Origin of the sequence: Paenibacillus sp. BC26, assembly GCF_900116125.1 — a bacterium.
GTDB lineage: Bacteria > Bacillota > Bacilli > Paenibacillales > Paenibacillaceae > Paenibacillus_Z > Paenibacillus_Z lignilyticus.
Genome location: NZ_FPAD01000001.1, coordinates 2,173,709 through 2,191,588 on the forward strand (window position 1 = coordinate 2,173,709; position 17,880 = coordinate 2,191,588).

Consider the following 17,880-nt stretch of genomic DNA (forward strand, 5'->3'; position numbering starts at 1 on the left):
TCAAGGCTATGAAAGAGAGGCTGATGGTATTATGAATACGAACGCCGTCCAAACGACGAAAGAGGAGATTTTGGCGCACTACAAGGAAAATGGCTTCGCCGTCATTCCCAATGCGTTGTCTCAGGAGGAACTGGACTACTTGAACAACTTGGTAGAGGCATCATTGAAAGAGTCTCCGGAGCAATGGCACAAGCCGATAGAAGGCGCGGTCGGCACCGGCAGCTTCCTCGCGAAGCATCCGCTTGAGATGGATCGATTCATTCGTCATCCCAAAATCTTTCCGCTTATTCAGGAAGTGCTGCTTGGAGAGGCGCGTTTTGCTCAATTTGATTTTCGGGATGTTTCCGCGGAACGGGCGAGCGCCAGCGAGATGAATTTCCACCGCGATATCAGCTATTACGGCACGATAGGCGGGAAAATCTTTGATCCGGAAAATCCGTATATCAGCACGTATACATGTGTCATCTATTATTTGTCTGATGTTCATGAGTGCTGTCCGGCGTTCTGTTTAGTGCCGAACAGCCATATGTATGGCACGCTTGATGAAGCGAAGGCGAAGCAGGGGGAAGCTTACCGGGAGATCCCGATCCGGGGTAAAGCCGGTACCGCCGTGCTTTACAATATTACGACGTATCATACGCGAAAAGGCGGGAGCGAGGAATGTACGCACGGGCGGCGGACGATGCATAACTATCATTCACGGTCGACGAGCTACCCGCTCACGAACTGGGCGACGGTACCTGAGGTGCTTGCGCTAAGCGATGATCATGATACCCGATTGTTTTATTCGCAATGGACGCCTAATCAAGTGAAATATGCAAAAGAGAACTACACCAAACCAATTCCTCCCTATTATCCGATTCATATGGTCAAGTAGCCTCGATGAGGGCCGCTCAAGCAGCGGCCTTTTTTTTCATAACGCACGATCGGCGGTTCAAGATATTTCAATAGAAGATCGAGAAATGATGCTATACTAAAAACTGAGCATGCCAAATTACCCTCCATTGCTACTATGTGAGTTTTCAGGAGGAAACATTCAAATGAAAAGCAAACTTATAAAGACACTTTTTATTCAGTTGGCTTTTTGCTTTCTATTTTCGGCTTGCGATTCCAATCATACAACCATTGAAGATGCGAAAGAAAAGATCTCGATTGAACAAGCCAAAAAACTGATATTGGCAACGCCGGATTTATCTCAATCGAGCATTCCGGATATTGAACTGATTGAAATTACTCCCTCTGCCATTTGGGATCAAACAAATTGCCAGCTTTATAAAATCGTAGACGATGTTAAGAACTCGGAAACGTTTATCGTGGTGAATCAGAAAGCTGTTCATATAGGTAACGGGTTCGGCGGGTTCGGTTTAACAAGCGCTGTACCCTACGATGTCAATAAAGACGGATTTAGGGACATCGTATATGCCTATTCATGGGGATCAGGTATCCATCGCTCTGTTATTTCGTGGATCGACATCAAGAGTTTTACCGAGCATCCGATTGAAGATCGGCCTGACAGAGCGATATCCAGAGCGGATGCTTTGATCTTGAAAATTGAAAATAATGAAGTCGTAGTTTATCGCATTGCAGGTATGGATGAAAGTGAAATCAATCCAGTTCGGTTGCGATTATACCCCTCAAACAAGGATATAGAAAACATGACACTTGAAAAGGAAGGGACATTGGTTTGGAAAAATAATGAATTTTACAATCATCTATATCAGGAGTGATCGTTATGAATCTTTCCAAGCTGAATGAATACCGCATGCTGAACCAGCACGCCAAGAAAGGGCAAATTTTATTTGTAGGATCTTCTCTAATGGAAGGTTTTCCGATTTGCGAAATGCAGCTGACCTTGAATCTTGGTCTAGATCGCGTCATCTATAATCGTGGAATAGGCGGTACGACGACCGCAGACCTGCTGCAATCGATGGATGACTGCATTTTTGATTTAGAGCCAAGCAAGCTCTTTATTAATATCGGATCGAATGATATCGGAGCTGCCGGGATGGAAGGGTACAGCAAAGATACTCTGCTTATCAATTACAATACTATTTTAGATCGGATTAAAGCTCGCTTGCCGCTGTGTGAAGTTTTCGTGATGGCCTACTATCCGATCAATGCGCAAGCGGACTTCGGGCTTGATATATCCGATAAGAAATCGTTGTTTGCTACCCGTACAAACGCCAATATTCTGGAAGCGAATGAAGCAATCGAACAATTAGCCAAGCAGCATGGATGTTCTTTTATTAATGTGAATGAAGGCTTAGCCGACGAGAAAGGAAATTTGAAGCAGGAATTCACCGTAGAAGGCATCCATTTATGGCCAAACGCCTACACGTTCATTCTCAATAATTTGAAAAGATATTTGGAATCAAATTAAGAAAGCAGGCTTAGAATGTCGAAATTGGATCCCTTGACATATGGAACTGTAACTAATATAATTACAGTAATAAAGGAATAAGAAGGACGGCTGGCCGGGCAAACTGCTTATGCAACGTCCTCTTTTCTTAACCTAACTGTAATCGATTTGGATACAGTTTGGCCATTCATTCTAATGACAAGGTGGTGCTGACGATGAGCTTTGCGATCAGTGATTGGGTACAAGGCAGAACGAAGGACGGGGAACTTATACAAGGATTTATTACGTCGATGAACGATAGACAAAACACTGCAAGCGTTTATGTCGTTCAATCCGATCACGATGCTGCGGTCGGCACTACGGTGACTGTGTTGAGCAGCTGGATCAAGGAGCAGCCTTCGGTGCCGATGCTGGACTACGAGGAACCGATCCTAGACTTTATCGAGCTGGCACTGGCAACGCGTGACGAAGAATGGTTCGCGGAGCTGACGCTGCGGCTGCACGAGGTCGTGAATAAGCAGGCAAGTGGCAGCAACAACGCCCCGATTCTGTATAACCGAAGAAATTTCGGCCGTATCATCAGATGAGGTTAACGGAATATCACATATGATGCGGCTATAATCGATTCTCGAACCGGTACGACTAACTTATTTAGCTTATCGAAGATTGTGGTAGCACTCAGCGGCTACCTTTTTTTTGTCTTATATTTAAGACATTAAAAAGAAATTTAGAAAGAGCAAAGCGTTGATGGGATGTTTTCCGCGAATGAGAGAGCAACATTTCAATTAACACCTTGTGTTATAAATATCGTGTACGCATTAAACACACGAGGTGATACAAATTATGACTAAATTAAAGGGTAAAATTGCTTTGGTTACGGGCGCAAGCCGGGGGATTGGCCGTGCTATTGCTACACGCTTAGCGCAAGAAGGTGCATTAGTAGCCGTACATTATGGCACGAACCGAGAAGCTGCAGAAAAAGTCGTGCATACTATTGAGCAGAGTGGAGGGACTGCGTTTGCCATAGGTACGAAACTTGGTTCTTCAGAAAGCATCCGGACACTTTATAAGACATTGGATCAATTGTTGAAAGAACGTACAGGTGACATTCACTTCGATATATTGGTGAACAACGCAGGGATTGCCCTAGTTGCACCAATTGAGGATACTACTGAAGAGGCCTATGATGAAATCATGGATATCAAGCAAGGGGGCAATCAACACACTAACGCTTGCTTTATCCAACCAACTCGGTCCACGTGGAATTACAATCAATGCCATCCTACCCGGATTCGTTGCCACGGATATGAACGCCGCAATGCTGCAAGATCCTGCCTCACTAAAATTTGGTGCTGATTTTTCTATCTTTGGAAGATGGGGGCAGCCGGAAGATGTCGCGGATATCGCTGCTTTTCTAGCTTCTCCCGACAGCCGATGGGTAACTGGGCAATTAATCGATGCCAGTGGGGGCTCTCATTTGTAAAGTCATCTGCAAACGATTAATCTACAGGCGTAATCGCCGTGATGATGGATTGCTCCGCTTGCACCAACCGCTGTGCAGCGTTCATGTTACCGACTGCATCGGTTGCAAATATGTTGATGACAATGTTCGAACTTGTCACTCTCAGTTGCGTTTCAAACGCGGGAACTCCGCTAATATCAATGGTTTTCGTGATAACATCGAGTGGAAAAAGCGAAAATAACTGATGGATATACGGGATTTTAGGCGTCGCAGCTGCACTCAGGCTTACAAGGAAAACCTCAAGCTCGATCGTCGCAGCTGCAGACGGGTCATCGTTGCTAATCATGATTTTTAAAGCGGTGGATGGGTTTACCCCTGTATTGAGGATTGGCCCGCTGCTAAAAGTAGGCATATCTATAACCTCCTTCTCAAGTCAAATCAGTCTGTTGGAGTGAGCATGAGGAGCGGCGTCGCTTCAGTCCGTAATACCCGCAAGTCTGAATGAAGATTACCGTGTTCATCGACCGGGAAGACGTTTACGACCATATCGCCGCTACCCGGACCGGCTAGCTCATACTGGATTTCAAAGCTTTGGTACGGCTCCACGTTATACCTTCTGGTTACCGTCCTTTCAGGCGGTAAGGAAATCAGTTCAGATGCGAAGGCCATTCGTCTTGTTCCGCTCAAGAAAAAGGCTGTAATTTGAATCGATGCCGAGTTAATAAGACTATCGTTGCTAATTAGAATCATAACAGCGGTTGCTGCACGAGAAGCTGAAGTGACATTGTGCAGGAGACCGGTTGAAAATGCAGCGGTGAATTGAATTTTCGCGATGAATAGATCAGCACGGCCGCCTAAAAAAGGCTGAAACACTTGGCGTGTAACGGGAAAATCAGACGCCCATGTTTGTCCCAAGACATAGAGATTGCCAACAGGATCCACTGCGATACCTGAGCCGCCATCTATGCCGGAACCGCCGAGATAGGTTGAGAAAACAACAGACGAGCCCTCAGGGTTCAAGACGGTGATGAACGCATCATTCGTACCACCGTATACGGACTGAACCGCATCCGGGGTAACTGGAAAGTCCGGGGAATTGGTCACACCAGTAACAGCAACTTGGCCAGAAACATCCAATGAAATGTCGAAGGCTGCCTCTCTGCCAGCCATCAAGCCTCCTAGGAAAGTGGAGTAGACGAGCGCGCTGCCGGTTGGATTCATTTTTGTGATAAACGCCATACTCGTTGGTACATAATTGGTGTTATAAGCTCCGGGCGTAACCGGAAAATCAGGGGAGTACGTTTGCCCCGTCAGGTAGGCATTGCCGGCTTCATCAATAACGATGCCTTCCGGGTGATCCGTGATGTTTCCGCCAAAATAGGTGGAGTAGATGAGCTCCGAACCGACTGCATTCAGTTTGGCAACAAAACCGTTTGTATAGCCGAGCTGCGTGGTTTGGAAAGCGCCGGGCGTAATAGGAAAGTTCAAGGAGGTTGTACGCCCCGCCACAAAGGCGTTTCCAGCTGAATCAACCGCAATTCCAGTCCCGGTATCTTCGTACAGCCCACCAAGATAAGTCGAATACACGAGCGCCGTGCCAGCGGGATTGAGCTTGGATACGAATACGTTCCCGAAACCTGCAAGGGTAGGCTGGTACACATCGGGCGTAACCGGAAAATCAGCCGATCTTGTCGTGCCGGTCACGTAGGCGTTGCCGGAATCATCAATAACGATGCCGTTTGCGAATGAACCGTTGCTGCCCCCTAAGTATGTGGAGTAAACGAGTGCTGTTCCACTCGGATTGAGTTTAGCCACGAATGCACTGTAATTCGTTAATGGCATGGTTTGAAAGGCACCGAGCGTAGTGGGGAAATCCAATGTATCGGTGATGAGTGTTATCGTGTGGCCGGTCACGTAGGCATGACCTGTCGAGTCGACAACGATGCTCTTGCCAACATTATCGGATCGCCTTCCACCGATATAGGTAGAGTAGAGGATCTCCGTTCCTGCCGGGTTGATCTTGGTTACAATCACATCGCTTACACCGGTTAAGGTGTTGCTGAACGCACCGGGAGTGACCGGGAAGTTGGCCGAACTGGAGTAGCCTGTAATATACGCGCAATGTGAAGAGTCAAGCGCAATATCGCTCTCCGTTGAATCAATGCCGCTTCCTCCGAGAAAAGTTGAGAAAATAAGGATGGGGTCGATGACAAGCGGAAGAGCGGCGTCGTAGTCTTCCTCCAGTTGAAAGCCGACAGTAATGCTTCCATCTAGATCGGGTTGAAGGATGAAGCGACATGCCAGAGTCCGAGTGCTGCCGTCCATCTCTTGATATGCGACTGGTTTCAGGTCCATAAGCGTACCGGAAGGAGTTGCAATAAACAAATTCCCTTCCATGTCGAGCTGCATTTCGTCTGCACCTTCGCAGCGAAGACGAACATCCTCGATGCGCGATCCCGGACTCAGATGTACATCATATTTCAGTTGTAGGCCTTGTCCGTAGAAGATAACGTCAATGCCAGCCCATACCTCTCGGTAAACCACACGCTTGTACAACGGGAGAGCGATTTGATTATCTGCGGGGTCATGTCCGCTGAGTCGATTAAATGTTCCTTGCCCGGGTTGTTGTCCCTCAGGCATGACAACTGACTGAGTACCCCGGAAAGTCCAAGCGATGGTGACGCCTTCCGCACGGCTCTGTTGACCTACGTCATTGTTTTGCAGTTTCCAATACGTCATCCACGCAGTACCTGCACCAAAGGCATAGCGGCATCCCTGCATCTGCGACTGATAAACAATCCGGTTATCAAGGATCTGTCCTCTGTTTGGAACGAAAGACAATGGAATCTTCCCGTATGACTGTGCGGCCACATTGTTTTGCTGCTTTGTTAAGGGCATCACTATCACCTCAATCTTGCTTTTCATAGAATACTAGCATTGTATGTTTCTAATTGTCGTTTCGCTACATTGGAAGCGTTAGTTGACTAAGCGAGCAGCGAGCCTAGTCTAAACAGGCATGTGTTTAACTTTGGGCAAAGAGCCCGTAATGTCGCATTTACGTATTATCCTAATAGTCCCTACATAATTCAAAGGTAGAATGAAACCACGCATGATTTGAGTTATACAGCGTAATGATGAGCGATTGGTCCAACAGATTATAGAAGGTAAGAAAACGTCAACTTGTACGCCTAAATGCAGGTACGATGCTTTGCCTGAAGAAATAACGGAGGTGGGGGAGTTTCTAGAGGTATTTAGCAAAAAAGGCGATTACCTGTGTACGGAAGAAATTGAATAACCGCTTTCGTTAAGATCACATTCCGATTATCTCGTTGAAAGAGCGGCTTGCCTATCGATTGTTCCAGTGATGTAATTCTTGCCGTAACAGCGGATTGGGAAATGTGTAAATACTCTGCGGCCCTTGTGAAATTTCGAACGTTGCAAACACTTAAGAAAGCATCTAATTGGTCTTTATCCATAATTTGCACCTCGTATGCAGCGATTATTCCGGTAGTATAACCAACAAAACGGATGGGGCTTGATAGCTCCCATCCGTTTTGTTTATTTAGATTAGGTCTGCTCGGAAACGTCGAGCCAGCAGGCGGCTGGCCTGCGCAGGATCAAACTCATGAACTAACATCGTTTCTACTTCAAACGGTGCAGCGCAGAGGAATTCACCGGTCGGAGAGGTGAGTGCAGAGGCACTTTTCTGACCTTTAAGGGCATAGTTGACACTTGCGAAGAAGATATTATTTTCCGTGCTTCTTCCTACCATTGCATAGTTATAAAACTCCGGATTGCTGACTTCCGGTGTAAATTGAGGATGGAACACAATACTTGCTCCTCTTACCGCCGCCCATCTTACCGTCTCCGGATATCTCCAGCCTTCGTGACAAATAACAATTCCAAATTTGGTCTGATTGATCTCAAACAATTGACGTTCTTTGCCGGGAACGTAACCGAAGAAGTCTTCGCCGGGGTCGATTTGATTTTTGATCTGACAACCTATTACCTCGCCTTGATCATCGATAACGAAGGCAGCCAAGTGGAGACCAAGCTCATCTTGCCATTCCATCGGCAAAATTACAGCGATCCGTTCTTGCCTTGCAAGCTCGCATACTTCATCAATAGCTGCTTGCTGGAACTCATGGTTGTACGGCTCCACTTCATAGCCGACACCTCTAAGGCCGGGGATAATCGATTCCGGGAAGCAGACAAGCTCACATTGTTCGAGGGAAGCTTTCTTTATATTTTGCTTCACTAATGCAAGTCCATCTTCAGCCGATTGTGGAAATCTGGTTTGCGCCAATCCAATTTTCATGCAGTCTTCCTCATTTCAACAAGCTTTTTTTAAAGGTTAAGTATAGCATGACGACTAGGGTATTCTGGATTTAAGTTATTCATTATTACAATTCAAAAGATGCGTTATACAAATTATTCTCACACTTGTATGATTCAATCTATCTGAATCAAAGGGTGGCATTTACCTTGCAAGAAAACGACTACAACCAAACGATCCGAACTCGCCAGCACCTGCAGAAGCAATTTGACCGTAATAGTTTCAACAATGTGAAAATCCCTCCGATTCGCGGCGATATTCTATTAAACAATAAGATACGTTGGTGGTATCTTGATTTGTTATTCATAGTTGTAGAAGCATCATGGGGCTCGCTTACGCGTCCTACTATAGTGACTTCATTGGTTTTATTTTTGGTTGGAATGACGGGGGCTGATAGTCAATACGATTATGATACTTGGAAGTATTTTTGGCACTCCAATGGCCTAAGTGTGAGGAGGGCACTATAGAGCAATAACACACATGCTGCCGGAATACCAGCATGTTCAATTATCGGGCAGGAAAACGGGGTTATTATGAAGAAATTAGAGGAATAAATGTCAAACGATGGCCAATTCTACCGTTAATTGAATCTCTCAAAGCCTGCAATTTCAACTAACGCTTGATAGGCTGTCATTCGGAGGTGTGCTATGCTGATTCCGACATTGCACTTCACGATGTTGCACGATTAATTAATTACTACAACAAGGGGGATTTAGAGTGTCAACTGAGAAAGGAGCGACGTACTCCGCTTGGTCAAACATCATTTATGCCATGCGGTTGCACTGGCGGGCAAGACCACTTACGCTGATTTGTTGTGTCATCTCGGCGCTGGTTGGAGTCGGTCTACCATTTGTAAGTATCCTTATGCCCAAAATTGTCATCGACAATATTACCGCAGGTGTAACGCCGGGCAGCTTTATATTGTCAGTGGGAGCTATGGCGCTTCTTCTGGCCTTGCTGAGCAGTGCGAAGAGCTATGCCGACCTCATTACCAATGAATCTGTCGGCACAATCAGCATATTGAAACACCTTCAAACTACGATGCATAAGCATCTTAATATGGACTTCGAGGTGTTAGAGAGTCCCGGATACGCCAAGCTGGGGGAAAAGGCATGGCGCGCCATGCAAAGCAACCACTCTCCCGCTTCCAACATACCGCGCAATACTTCACAGCTTTTAATGAACGTATTGGGTTTTATTACATACGGGATGGTTATTGTAACGGTACATCCTCTCATTATTCTCTTTCTGGCTGTCTCGGCCGGGATCAATTGGCTGGCGCTCTCGCGAGCCCGCAAGATTGAGATGGCCACGCGCGAGGAGCGGTCCAAACTTCATGGCAAGCTGTGGTATATCCAGAAAGTATCGAAAGAGCCGTCAGGCGGGAAGGATATACGCCTATATGACCTAGGCAGCTTAATCAACGGCATTTTTCAAAACGTACTCGCTACCAGCACAAAGAAAGAACGAGAGGTAGCGACAGGCGATATGAAGGCTCATCTGTCGGATGCAGCGCTCAGCCTCCTGCGTGACGGTGCAGCATACGCGTTTCTCATTTATTTGCTGCTAAACGACAAGATGACCTTGGGTAATTTCGTGCTCGTGTTTGCCGCCATTGGCGCGTTTGCCGGCTGGTTGTCGGGCATATTGAGAAGCTCAAGCGAGCTTATGCGCGCTTTAAGCGAGATGTCCGATATTCGCGTTTATCTTGATGTCCCTGATATTTCTAACACCGGTGCCGGCCATGAGCTGCAATCCGGAGACATGCTGCCTCCCGCGATTACGCTTAGAAACGTCGGATATACCTATCCGGAGGCAAAGGAGCCGACCCTTACCGGCATAGATCTTGATATTAAACCGGGGGAGCGCATTGCCATTGTCGGGGGGAACGGGGCAGGCAAGACGACGTTTATCAAGCTCTTATGCGGGCTCTATAAGCCGACATCCGGCGAGATTACGCTCGGAGGCGTCGACATAAAGCTTTATAACAGAGATGAATTCTTCTCGCTCTTCTCGACGGTGTTTCAAGATATCCATCTGTTCTGCTGTGATATTGCCGGAAATGTATCTCAACAATCGCCTGAAAAGACAGATTACGAGAAGGTAACGAAATGCCTGGAAATGTCCGGTCTTATGGGTAAAGTAAGCGGGCTTGAGAAAGGGGAGTCAACGCTTCTTGTGCGTCGCGTACACAACGATGCAATCGAGCTCTCGGGCGGTGAGCAGCAGAAGCTGGCGCTGGCGCGCGCTCTGTATAAAGACGCGCCGGTTATTATCCTGGATGAGCCGACTGCTGCGCTTGATCCTATCGCGGAGAGCGAAATCTATCAGCGGTACGCCGAGCTGACTGCCGGCAAAACCTCTATTTACATTTCACACAGACTGGCAAGCACGCGTTTCTGCGACAGGATTCTATTCATTGACGGCGGAGGCATCGCCGAGTGCGGAACGCACGACGAACTTATGAGACATGGCGGGAAATATGCGGAGATGTTTAACGTCCAGTCCCACTACTACAAGGACGGGGAGGTTTCCGAGAATGAAGACGCGCTCCATCTGGCATAACCTGCGACGCGGATACGGAATTGTAAATCGCCTTACGCCGACCTACATTCCACTAACTTTCGTTTCTTCTTTTATTAACGCAGTACAGCCGTTAATGATACTTTTCCTGTCTGCGCAGATCATCAACGAGTTGGCCGGCGCGCGCGACACAAGTCGCATTATCACGTACGCCGCCCTTGCAGTAGGGCTTGCATTTGTTTTATCAGCTGCAAATGCGGCGGTCTCTCGCCGGATTACGACTTTAAACAGTACCTTGTGGGCGCGTTTCTACTTCTTTCTGGGCAATCGGTACATGCAGCTTAATTACGATCAAGTGGAAGATACGATGAATAATGAAAAGCTGGCGGATATTGAAGCGAAGACAAACGGCAACGGACTTGGCCTTCTTCGTCTGCACTACAGTTTGCCGGAACTGTTGCAGCCGATTTTTGAACTTATCGCGTCTATCGTACTGTTCTTCGGCATGTTTACGGCAGTATCTACTTACGATAAGTCGTTTATAACCTCTCCTTTAGCTACCGTTTTGCTGATCATACTCATTCTGCTTATCCTTCCCTTTACGTACGTGCTCAAGAAGAGGGAGGAGAGGATCCAGCAAACGGTGTTTGAGGAAAACCCGAAGTCAAACACCTATGTCCATTTTTTTAACGAGTATATGCAGGCAAAGAATGCCGCCAAGGATATTCGCCTTTATAAACAGGCGTCGGCGATCGAGGAACACTATAATAAATCAGTTGGAGCGGAGTTCTGGTACAGAATTTTCGACTTAATTGGTAAAAACAACGCATTGGCAGCGGCTGTAAACGCTGTGCTAGGCGGCTGCGTCTATCTCTTTATCGGTTTGCGCGCCTTATATGGCATGTATCCTTTAGGCAGCGTGGTTCAATATATCGGTGCGGTTTCCGGCGCTGTCGGCGCGCTGGCCAAGTTAGTCTCGGTTCTGGGCAACTTTATTACGAACAACCAGTATCTCGGCCAACTCTTCGATTATCTCGACCTGCCGGATAACATGCGAGAGAACAAGGGAAACAGACCAATCCCGCAAGGGGATCTGGAATTTGAGTTCCGTGATGTGTCGTTTAGGTATCCAGGCGCCGACAAAGATGCCATTAAACACCTTAGCATGAAGTTCAATATCGGACAGCGGCTTGCAGTTGTAGGGCTGAATGGAAGCGGCAAGACGACTATGATTAAGCTACTTTGCAGGCTTTATGAACCTACAGAAGGTATAATCACATTAAACAACATCGATATTAGGGAGTACAACTATTCGGCCTATATGGGCGTTTTCAGCGTCGTGTTTCAAGATTTCAAGCTCTATTCCTTCACACTCGGCCATAACGTTGCCGCTTCCGAGAGCTATGATGCAGATTTGGCGGAGGAATCGCTCATTCTGGCGGGGTTTGGATCGAAATTAAACAACATGACGGGTGGGCTTCATACCTATTTGCATAAGGATTTTTCCGATGACGGCGTTGAGATTTCAGGAGGCGAAGCGCAGAAGGTTGCGCTGGCCCGGGCACTGTACAAAAACGCGCCGTTTGTGGTGCTTGACGAGCCAACGGCGGCACTGGACCCCATCGCGGAGTTCGAGATCTATTCCCGATTTAATGATTTAATCAGCAACAAGACAGCAATCTTCGTCTCCCATCGGCTCTCGTCCTGTAAGTTCTGCCACGACATCGCCGTGTTTCATGAGGGGCGTCTAATTCAACGCGGCTCCCATGACGAACTGATAACCGACCGGGGCGGGAAATACGCTGAGCTGTGGCATGCACAGGCGCAATATTATGTCGGAGCGTGAAAGCGGGTTTAGCAACAGATGAATGATGCGCTTGACTTCTCAACAAATGAGAGAGGGATTCGGCAGGGGATTCGTGCGCAACCTACACAAGAATTAATTGCCTTTATACGATCTGCCTATGACTTAGATCCATCCAGTTCATTTACCGATCTTGGCGGGGGATACAACTTGAATTTGTTGGTTTCCTACAGGGGAAAGCCCCATGTTGTACGAATTTATCTACCATCTGTTTCTATGGAACGATTCGAAGGGATACATCAAGCTATAATGGCATTGCATGGAAAGGTGCCATGTGCTGGATTATTACCCACTTGTGATGGTCAAACCCATTGTGCATGGGAAGACCGCTTAATAACAGTGGAGGAATTTGTACCCAGTAACGGCACAATGGATACGTGGGAACGATTGACGATGGGTTTGCCTCTATTAGGACAAATCCATTCCATCTTTTCATCATTGTCTTTGCATCAAGATGTTGCCTATAAACCCTTTGCAAATCATATACCGGCTGAAACGGCTTTAACTATGACCCGTAAAGGGGTTGCTCGCATGCGTGCTTGGACAAATATAACCGAGTACGAACAACTGGTTGCAGCTACTGCAGAAGAGTTGGCTGAGCGCCTGGATAAACTTGAGCAGCGCCTTCCATGCCAACTGGTTCATGGAGACTTTTGGGATAACAATGTGCTTTTTCAAGATGACCGCGTTGTTATGGTAGGGGATTTTGACTTTATGGGAATGCGGCCCCGAATTGATGATGTAGCATTGACATTTTATTTTGCAGACGCGAAATATACACTCTTCACTCCGGATAATGGTAATAGATTCATTCAATTTCGTAAGCTTCTACAAGCATATAATGAAGGACTAGATATGCCGTTAACGGCTGATGAACGTGCTGCGTTACCGTTAGCTATGGCGAGACAGCCGTTGTGGGGCATTGGTGGCTGGGTGACACGCTTGGAAGACAGCGATGCCGCTCGAGAGTATGCTTCCGATATGTTGTGGTATGTAAAATGGGGATTATCGATAGTAGACTCGCTTGATGAATGGCGTGAAGCATTTGCGTAATCATTCTCTGAATTGAGAGGTCATACCATGAAATCTATGAGATTTGATACCTTAACGATCCAAGCTATTTTCGAGAAGCATAGTCTCGGACGAATTGAACGTATAGAATATTCGGATCGGGGAATCGTGAATCCTTGTGTTTTTATTAACGATCATTATGTAGTTCGAGTAAACGTTAGAGACGTGGAGCTCCCGAAATTTGACAATGAGCAGCAAGCGCTTCTAATGATGAAATCGGAAGGCATACCGGTTCCGGATGTTTATGTTTATGATAACAGCCATGAACATTTACCCTATGAAATATTGATTACGAGCAAGATACCGGGCATCGATATATGGAAAGCATCGGAAGCGGCTACCGATGAGTCAAAAATCAAGATGGCATACGAATCGGGCGTTTTGCTTGCCAAAATTCATGGTATTTGGCGGGATAAGTTTGGAGAGCTTGCTCTATCGTCTTCTAATCAGTATGACAGCTGGCAGCAGTATCTAATTGAGGGCATAGAGCAACGAACCAATCGTTGTCTGAAGCTTGGCATTTTAAATCCTGAGGAAGCCGAGCGTTATGTCTTCGTATTTAAGAGAGTAACTGGTTTGTTCAGTGAAATTTCAACAGCATCGTTGGTTCACAACGACTATCACTTTGCGAACATGCTGTGTGCAGATGGAGAGATTACAGCTATTCTAGATATGGAGTGGTCGATTGCCGGCGATCCGGAGTTCGACTTCAAAGGGCTGCATTCCAGGGATGTATTCACGGATGCACCGGAGATCCAGCAGGCATTCATGGCAGGTTATTCAAGCCTGCGCAAGCTGTCGCCTTTATTTGCTATCAAGCAGCTATATTATCAGCTCTTTGAAACAGTCGAGCTCCTTTCGGTGTCCTATCTGCACTGGGGAGAAGAGTCCTACCAGGGGTATAAAGCTAGTGCCAAGTTTTGGTTAGAGCAGATTGAAGCTGCATGGTCAACAAGATACCAGAATTAAACCGGATCGGTGGCCGGTACATAACTATGTTGTATGATGGTATTATTTGAAGAGGTGTGCACTTTATATGAATGTAGAAGAACAAATCGAAGCGTATATTACCAGCCAATCTGAACCAAAGCGTAGTGATATGGAAGCTTTGCACCGCATCATACTGCAAGTAATGCCTGCATGTAAATTATGGTTCTTGGATGGTAAAAACAATGAAGATATAACGGTTTCTAATCCCAATATAGGCTATGGAATTCACACCATAACCTATGCTAATGGAAAAACCAGAGAGTTTTATCAAATAGGTATCAGTGCAAACAAAACCGGAATCTCTGTCTACATCCTCGGTATTAAAGATAAGAAATATTTAAACCAGACGTATGGAAATAAACTGGGAAAAGCGAGTGTGAGCGGATATTGCATTAAGTTCAAAACGCTAAAAGATATAAACATTGACATACTTGAAGAGGCAATACGATTTGGCGTTGAGGCGACACGATAAATAAACTTCTGTAGAAAGAAGCGAGAAGAAAGCTGCGAGCCAATCGGCGCGCAGCTTTTTGCCGCAAAGAACCAAGTAGCCGTAACAAACGGCTTAAGCAAGATCGATTGTTACTGCAGGAAATTATTGCTATGAAATAGAATTGGAAATTGATCGGACACATTGAGAGAAGAGAAGGTGGACATATGCAAGTGAATGATGCAATCAAAGCGGAGGCAAAACCGCAAGACCTTACAGGCATGACTTGTATTTACGTTCCAGTCAGTGATGTATACGAATCCGTTAAATGGTATCAGACGAATTTGGGATGCCAACCTGCGAACAACCATCAAGTAGAGCCTGGGATGAAAATGTCAATCATGAGATTCCTCGATGCTAATGGAAACCCTCATGACCCTGCTACAGGGTCGATTCCTGCTTTGTTCCTAATCGAATCTGGGGCTGAAGGTGGACGACTAGGATTTACAGGAACATGGGAAGGCGGTCAACGCCATGCAGTTGGATGTTTCGTTACTTCTCGTATCCAAGAACTTTTCGAACGTTTTAAGGAAAACGGAGTGAACATCGTAGGAGAAATTCGGCAAACTTGCGGTCCAAACTTACCGTTCTATGATCCTGACGGTAACCTTTGGGAAATATGGCAGCCTTAATCGCTTAATTAACGGAGAATGTTGATGAACAATAATGGAGTAGATTGCCGGGTGGCATCTGCTCCATTTTTCATTAAACCAAAGAGTAGTAAAGCGCAATAAATGCTTCCTATAGAGTCTATAAATTTGGACATTAACAGGTGGCACTTGAGTCTGCATTGATGATAACTTTGTATTATACAAAAGAGATAATAGAATTCATGGCCCCAGATAGTCAGGTAGCGACGTTAAGAATTTAATAAGAATTAGGAGCCAATCGCATGCGAAATAATTGTAAATTAATTTTGGTTTAAGGATTGTGCGGCACGGGCAAATCGACGTTAGCAGAACGATTGCATCGCTACCTAATACAGCAAGGTATCTCTTCCCTTTTCTATGACGAGGGCGCTAAAGGACATCCGGCGAGTTTGAATTGGCACGCTTTCTTCCGTGAAGATGAATATAAGGAACTTCTGATGCGGTATCAAGACACTGCTGGTGAAATCCGTTCGCGTGCCATGAAATATGGAAGCAATTATCTGATTTCTTATCGTGATGTCAAGGCATTCAACAAGTTGGATGCGCTCTATTCCGAGCTAAAGTCCCGTGAGCTATGTTGGACGGACTCGCCCGTAGCCGCATTGTCAGAGTTTACATATTCGATTCAGCAACATTGGGCACGTTTCGCTGAGCTTGCTAGCACTTCAGACGAGGTTTATGTACTCGAAGCAGTGTTTTTTCAGCATCAGATTCATGATTTGTTAGGACATTATCAAGCAGTTGATCTCCATATCGAGCAGCATATTCAGGGTATCGCGGATCAAATTGCTGCTATGCATCCTGTGCTGTTTTATTTAACTCAGCCGAGTGTGCGAGAGCAGCAGAATTGGATTTCTTCTATCCGTTCAAGGCCCCATTTCGCGACGGAACAAAATATTAGGTTTATGGAAAACCGCAAACAGACTGAATTGAGGCTGCTTGATATGCTCCCATTCCCAACCTATACAATTGACAATGTAAACCTTGACTGGGAAGGAGTCTTTAGTAAGATTGTTGAGGTAATCGATCGGAAAATCGGATAGAGAGTGCCATGGTCGTTCGCAGGCAATCGGATCGCAGTGCCCATTTTCGCTTTGGGAGGACAAGTTCACTATGGATAATCAGCTTATCGCATCGTTCCGAATGCTTACGCGCAGTACAAGGTGGGAACTGCAAGACAAGATTGATCTGCAATTCAACAACCGTCATTCCCAAGGGATGGTTCGCATCGGAGATCTTTTCTACATGTCCTCGGTTGAGCTTACCGGGATGCCGGTTCGCTATGATATTCCTCAGGACGGGTATGACCGTTCTCCCGGCAGGGGAATCGGCCACCTGTTTGCCTTTGACATCCGAGGGAAGCTCGTGAAGCATACGTTGTTTGGCGATGGGGACATGTACCATCCGGGCGGCATTGATTTCGACGGTGAGCATCTCTGGGTGCCGGTCGCCGAATATAGGCCGCATAGCGAATCCATCGTGTACAAGGTGGATCCGATGACGATGCACGCAGAGGAAGCTTTTCGCGTCCGGGATCACGTCGGAGGCGTGGTTCATGACGGCCGGAACGGATCGCTGATCGGGCATAGCTGGGGCTCGCGCACGTTCTATGAATGGAACCGGGCGGGGAATATGCTGCGGGCGAAAGACAATGCAAGCCACTTCGTGGATTATCAGGACGGCCAATATGCTGGCGATGGGGCAATGATTGTGAGCGGCATTTCCGAGATGGCCAATCCGGTAAGTGGCTATGCCGAGCCGTACGAGCTTGGTGGTTTAGCCCTGATAGATATGAACACGCTGGAGGCACTACACGAAGTACCCATCACGGAATTTTCGCCGCTGGGACATGTGATCACCAGAAATCCGGTATTTCTGGAGACTGCGGGCAGGGAGCTGCGGCTGTATGCGGTGCCGGACGACGAGCGCGGGTCTCTGCTGGTCTATGAGACACGCAATTTGAATCCGGGATGAGCGAGCTCCGATTCGCTAGTCGTGTGACAAGCACATTATCTCATTAAAGGCCGCGTAAATCGCGGCTTTTTGCATTTATGAATAAAACCATCACCAAACATTTAGCGACGTTTTTTTGAGCTCTTGTCTTATACCAGACCTGGGTGTCTAAAAGGTGAATT

General features: G+C 46.6%; 16 protein-coding genes and 1 pseudogene. 13 read left to right on the forward strand and 4 right to left on the reverse strand.

Annotation, left to right across the window (positions count from 1 at the left end; translation table 11 throughout):
• Positions 1 to 31: 31 nt before the first annotated feature.
• The 5 genes and pseudogenes from BM412_RS09420 to BM412_RS09440 all read left to right on the forward strand — a co-directional run bounded on the left by BM412_RS09420 (position 32) and on the right by BM412_RS09440 (position 3,842).
• Positions 32 to 877, forward strand: coding sequence for a phytanoyl-CoA dioxygenase family protein (locus BM412_RS09420; RefSeq protein WP_091216736.1), 846 nt, complete (start codon positions 32 to 34; stop codon positions 875 to 877).
• 163 nt (positions 878 to 1,040) lie between these two features.
• Entirely contained in the window at positions 1,041 to 1,727 is a 687-nt protein-coding gene (locus tag BM412_RS09425) for a hypothetical protein (protein ID WP_091216739.1), read from the forward strand.
• A 5-nt stretch (positions 1,728 to 1,732) separates the two neighbouring features.
• On the forward strand, positions 1,733 to 2,380 hold the full coding sequence (locus BM412_RS09430; RefSeq protein ID WP_091216742.1) for a GDSL-type esterase/lipase family protein: 648 nt from the start codon (positions 1,733 to 1,735) through the stop codon (positions 2,378 to 2,380).
• Positions 2,381 to 2,574: 194 nt separating this feature from the next.
• Entirely contained in the window at positions 2,575 to 2,946 is a 372-nt protein-coding gene (locus tag BM412_RS09435; RefSeq protein WP_091216745.1) for a hypothetical protein, read from the forward strand.
• A 256-nt stretch (positions 2,947 to 3,202) separates the two neighbouring features.
• Positions 3,203 to 3,842, forward strand: a pseudogene (locus BM412_RS09440) (SDR family oxidoreductase).
• 16 nt (positions 3,843 to 3,858) lie between these two features.
• Here the strand turns inward: BM412_RS09440 and BM412_RS09445 are convergent.
• The 4 genes from BM412_RS09445 to BM412_RS09460 form a co-directional block, all read right to left on the reverse strand.
• Positions 3,859 to 4,233, reverse strand: coding sequence for a hypothetical protein (locus BM412_RS09445; protein WP_091216748.1), 375 nt, complete (start codon positions 4,231 to 4,233; stop codon positions 3,859 to 3,861).
• A gap of 26 nt (positions 4,234 to 4,259) precedes the next feature.
• Positions 4,260 to 6,719 carry a DUF7948 domain-containing protein gene (locus tag BM412_RS09450; protein ID WP_177245737.1) on the reverse strand — a complete coding sequence of 820 codons (2,460 nt, stop codon included), beginning with the start codon at positions 6,717 to 6,719 and terminating at the stop codon, positions 4,260 to 4,262.
• A gap of 353 nt (positions 6,720 to 7,072) precedes the next feature.
• Positions 7,073 to 7,297, reverse strand: a complete 225-nt coding sequence (locus tag BM412_RS09455) for a helix-turn-helix domain-containing protein (protein WP_091216753.1) — start codon at positions 7,295 to 7,297, stop codon at positions 7,073 to 7,075.
• A gap of 86 nt (positions 7,298 to 7,383) precedes the next feature.
• Entirely contained in the window at positions 7,384 to 8,139 is a 756-nt protein-coding gene (locus BM412_RS09460) for a carbon-nitrogen hydrolase family protein (protein WP_091216756.1), read from the reverse strand.
• Positions 8,140 to 8,874: 735 nt separating this feature from the next.
• On the opposite strand from BM412_RS09460, the gene BM412_RS09470 reads away from it, so the two are divergent.
• The 8 genes from BM412_RS09470 to BM412_RS09505 all read left to right on the forward strand — a co-directional run bounded on the left by BM412_RS09470 (position 8,875) and on the right by BM412_RS09505 (position 17,719).
• A complete protein-coding gene (locus BM412_RS09470) occupies positions 8,875 to 10,722 on the forward strand; it encodes an ABC transporter ATP-binding protein (RefSeq protein WP_091216761.1) in 1,848 nt (615 codons plus the stop codon).
• Complete coding sequence (locus BM412_RS09475; protein WP_177245738.1) at positions 10,697 to 12,526, forward strand: ABC transporter ATP-binding protein; 1,830 nt, start codon at positions 10,697 to 10,699, stop codon at positions 12,524 to 12,526. The genes BM412_RS09470 and BM412_RS09475 overlap by 26 nt, the downstream gene beginning before the upstream one ends.
• 18 nt (positions 12,527 to 12,544) lie before the next feature.
• Complete coding sequence (locus tag BM412_RS09480) at positions 12,545 to 13,597, forward strand: phosphotransferase enzyme family protein (RefSeq protein WP_091216766.1); 1,053 nt, start codon at positions 12,545 to 12,547, stop codon at positions 13,595 to 13,597.
• Positions 13,598 to 13,633: 36 nt separating this feature from the next.
• On the forward strand, positions 13,634 to 14,584 hold the full coding sequence (locus BM412_RS09485) for a phosphotransferase family protein (protein WP_256256363.1): 951 nt from the start codon (positions 13,634 to 13,636) through the stop codon (positions 14,582 to 14,584).
• A 67-nt stretch (positions 14,585 to 14,651) separates the two neighbouring features.
• A complete protein-coding gene (locus BM412_RS09490; protein WP_091216772.1) occupies positions 14,652 to 15,077 on the forward strand; it encodes a DUF1801 domain-containing protein in 426 nt (141 codons plus the stop codon).
• Positions 15,078 to 15,268: 191 nt separating this feature from the next.
• Positions 15,269 to 15,727: a VOC family protein gene (locus BM412_RS09495; protein WP_177245739.1), complete on the forward strand. Its 459-nt coding sequence runs from the start codon at positions 15,269 to 15,271 to the stop codon at positions 15,725 to 15,727.
• A gap of 332 nt (positions 15,728 to 16,059) precedes the next feature.
• The gene (locus tag BM412_RS09500; RefSeq protein ID WP_091216778.1) at positions 16,060 to 16,788 is read left to right on the forward strand and encodes a P-loop NTPase family protein; all 729 of its coding nucleotides are present in this window, start codon (positions 16,060 to 16,062) and stop codon (positions 16,786 to 16,788) included.
• Between the two features lie 70 nt (positions 16,789 to 16,858).
• A complete protein-coding gene (locus tag BM412_RS09505) occupies positions 16,859 to 17,719 on the forward strand; it encodes a DUF6454 family protein (RefSeq protein WP_091216780.1) in 861 nt (286 codons plus the stop codon).
• Positions 17,720 to 17,880 lie beyond the last annotated feature (161 nt).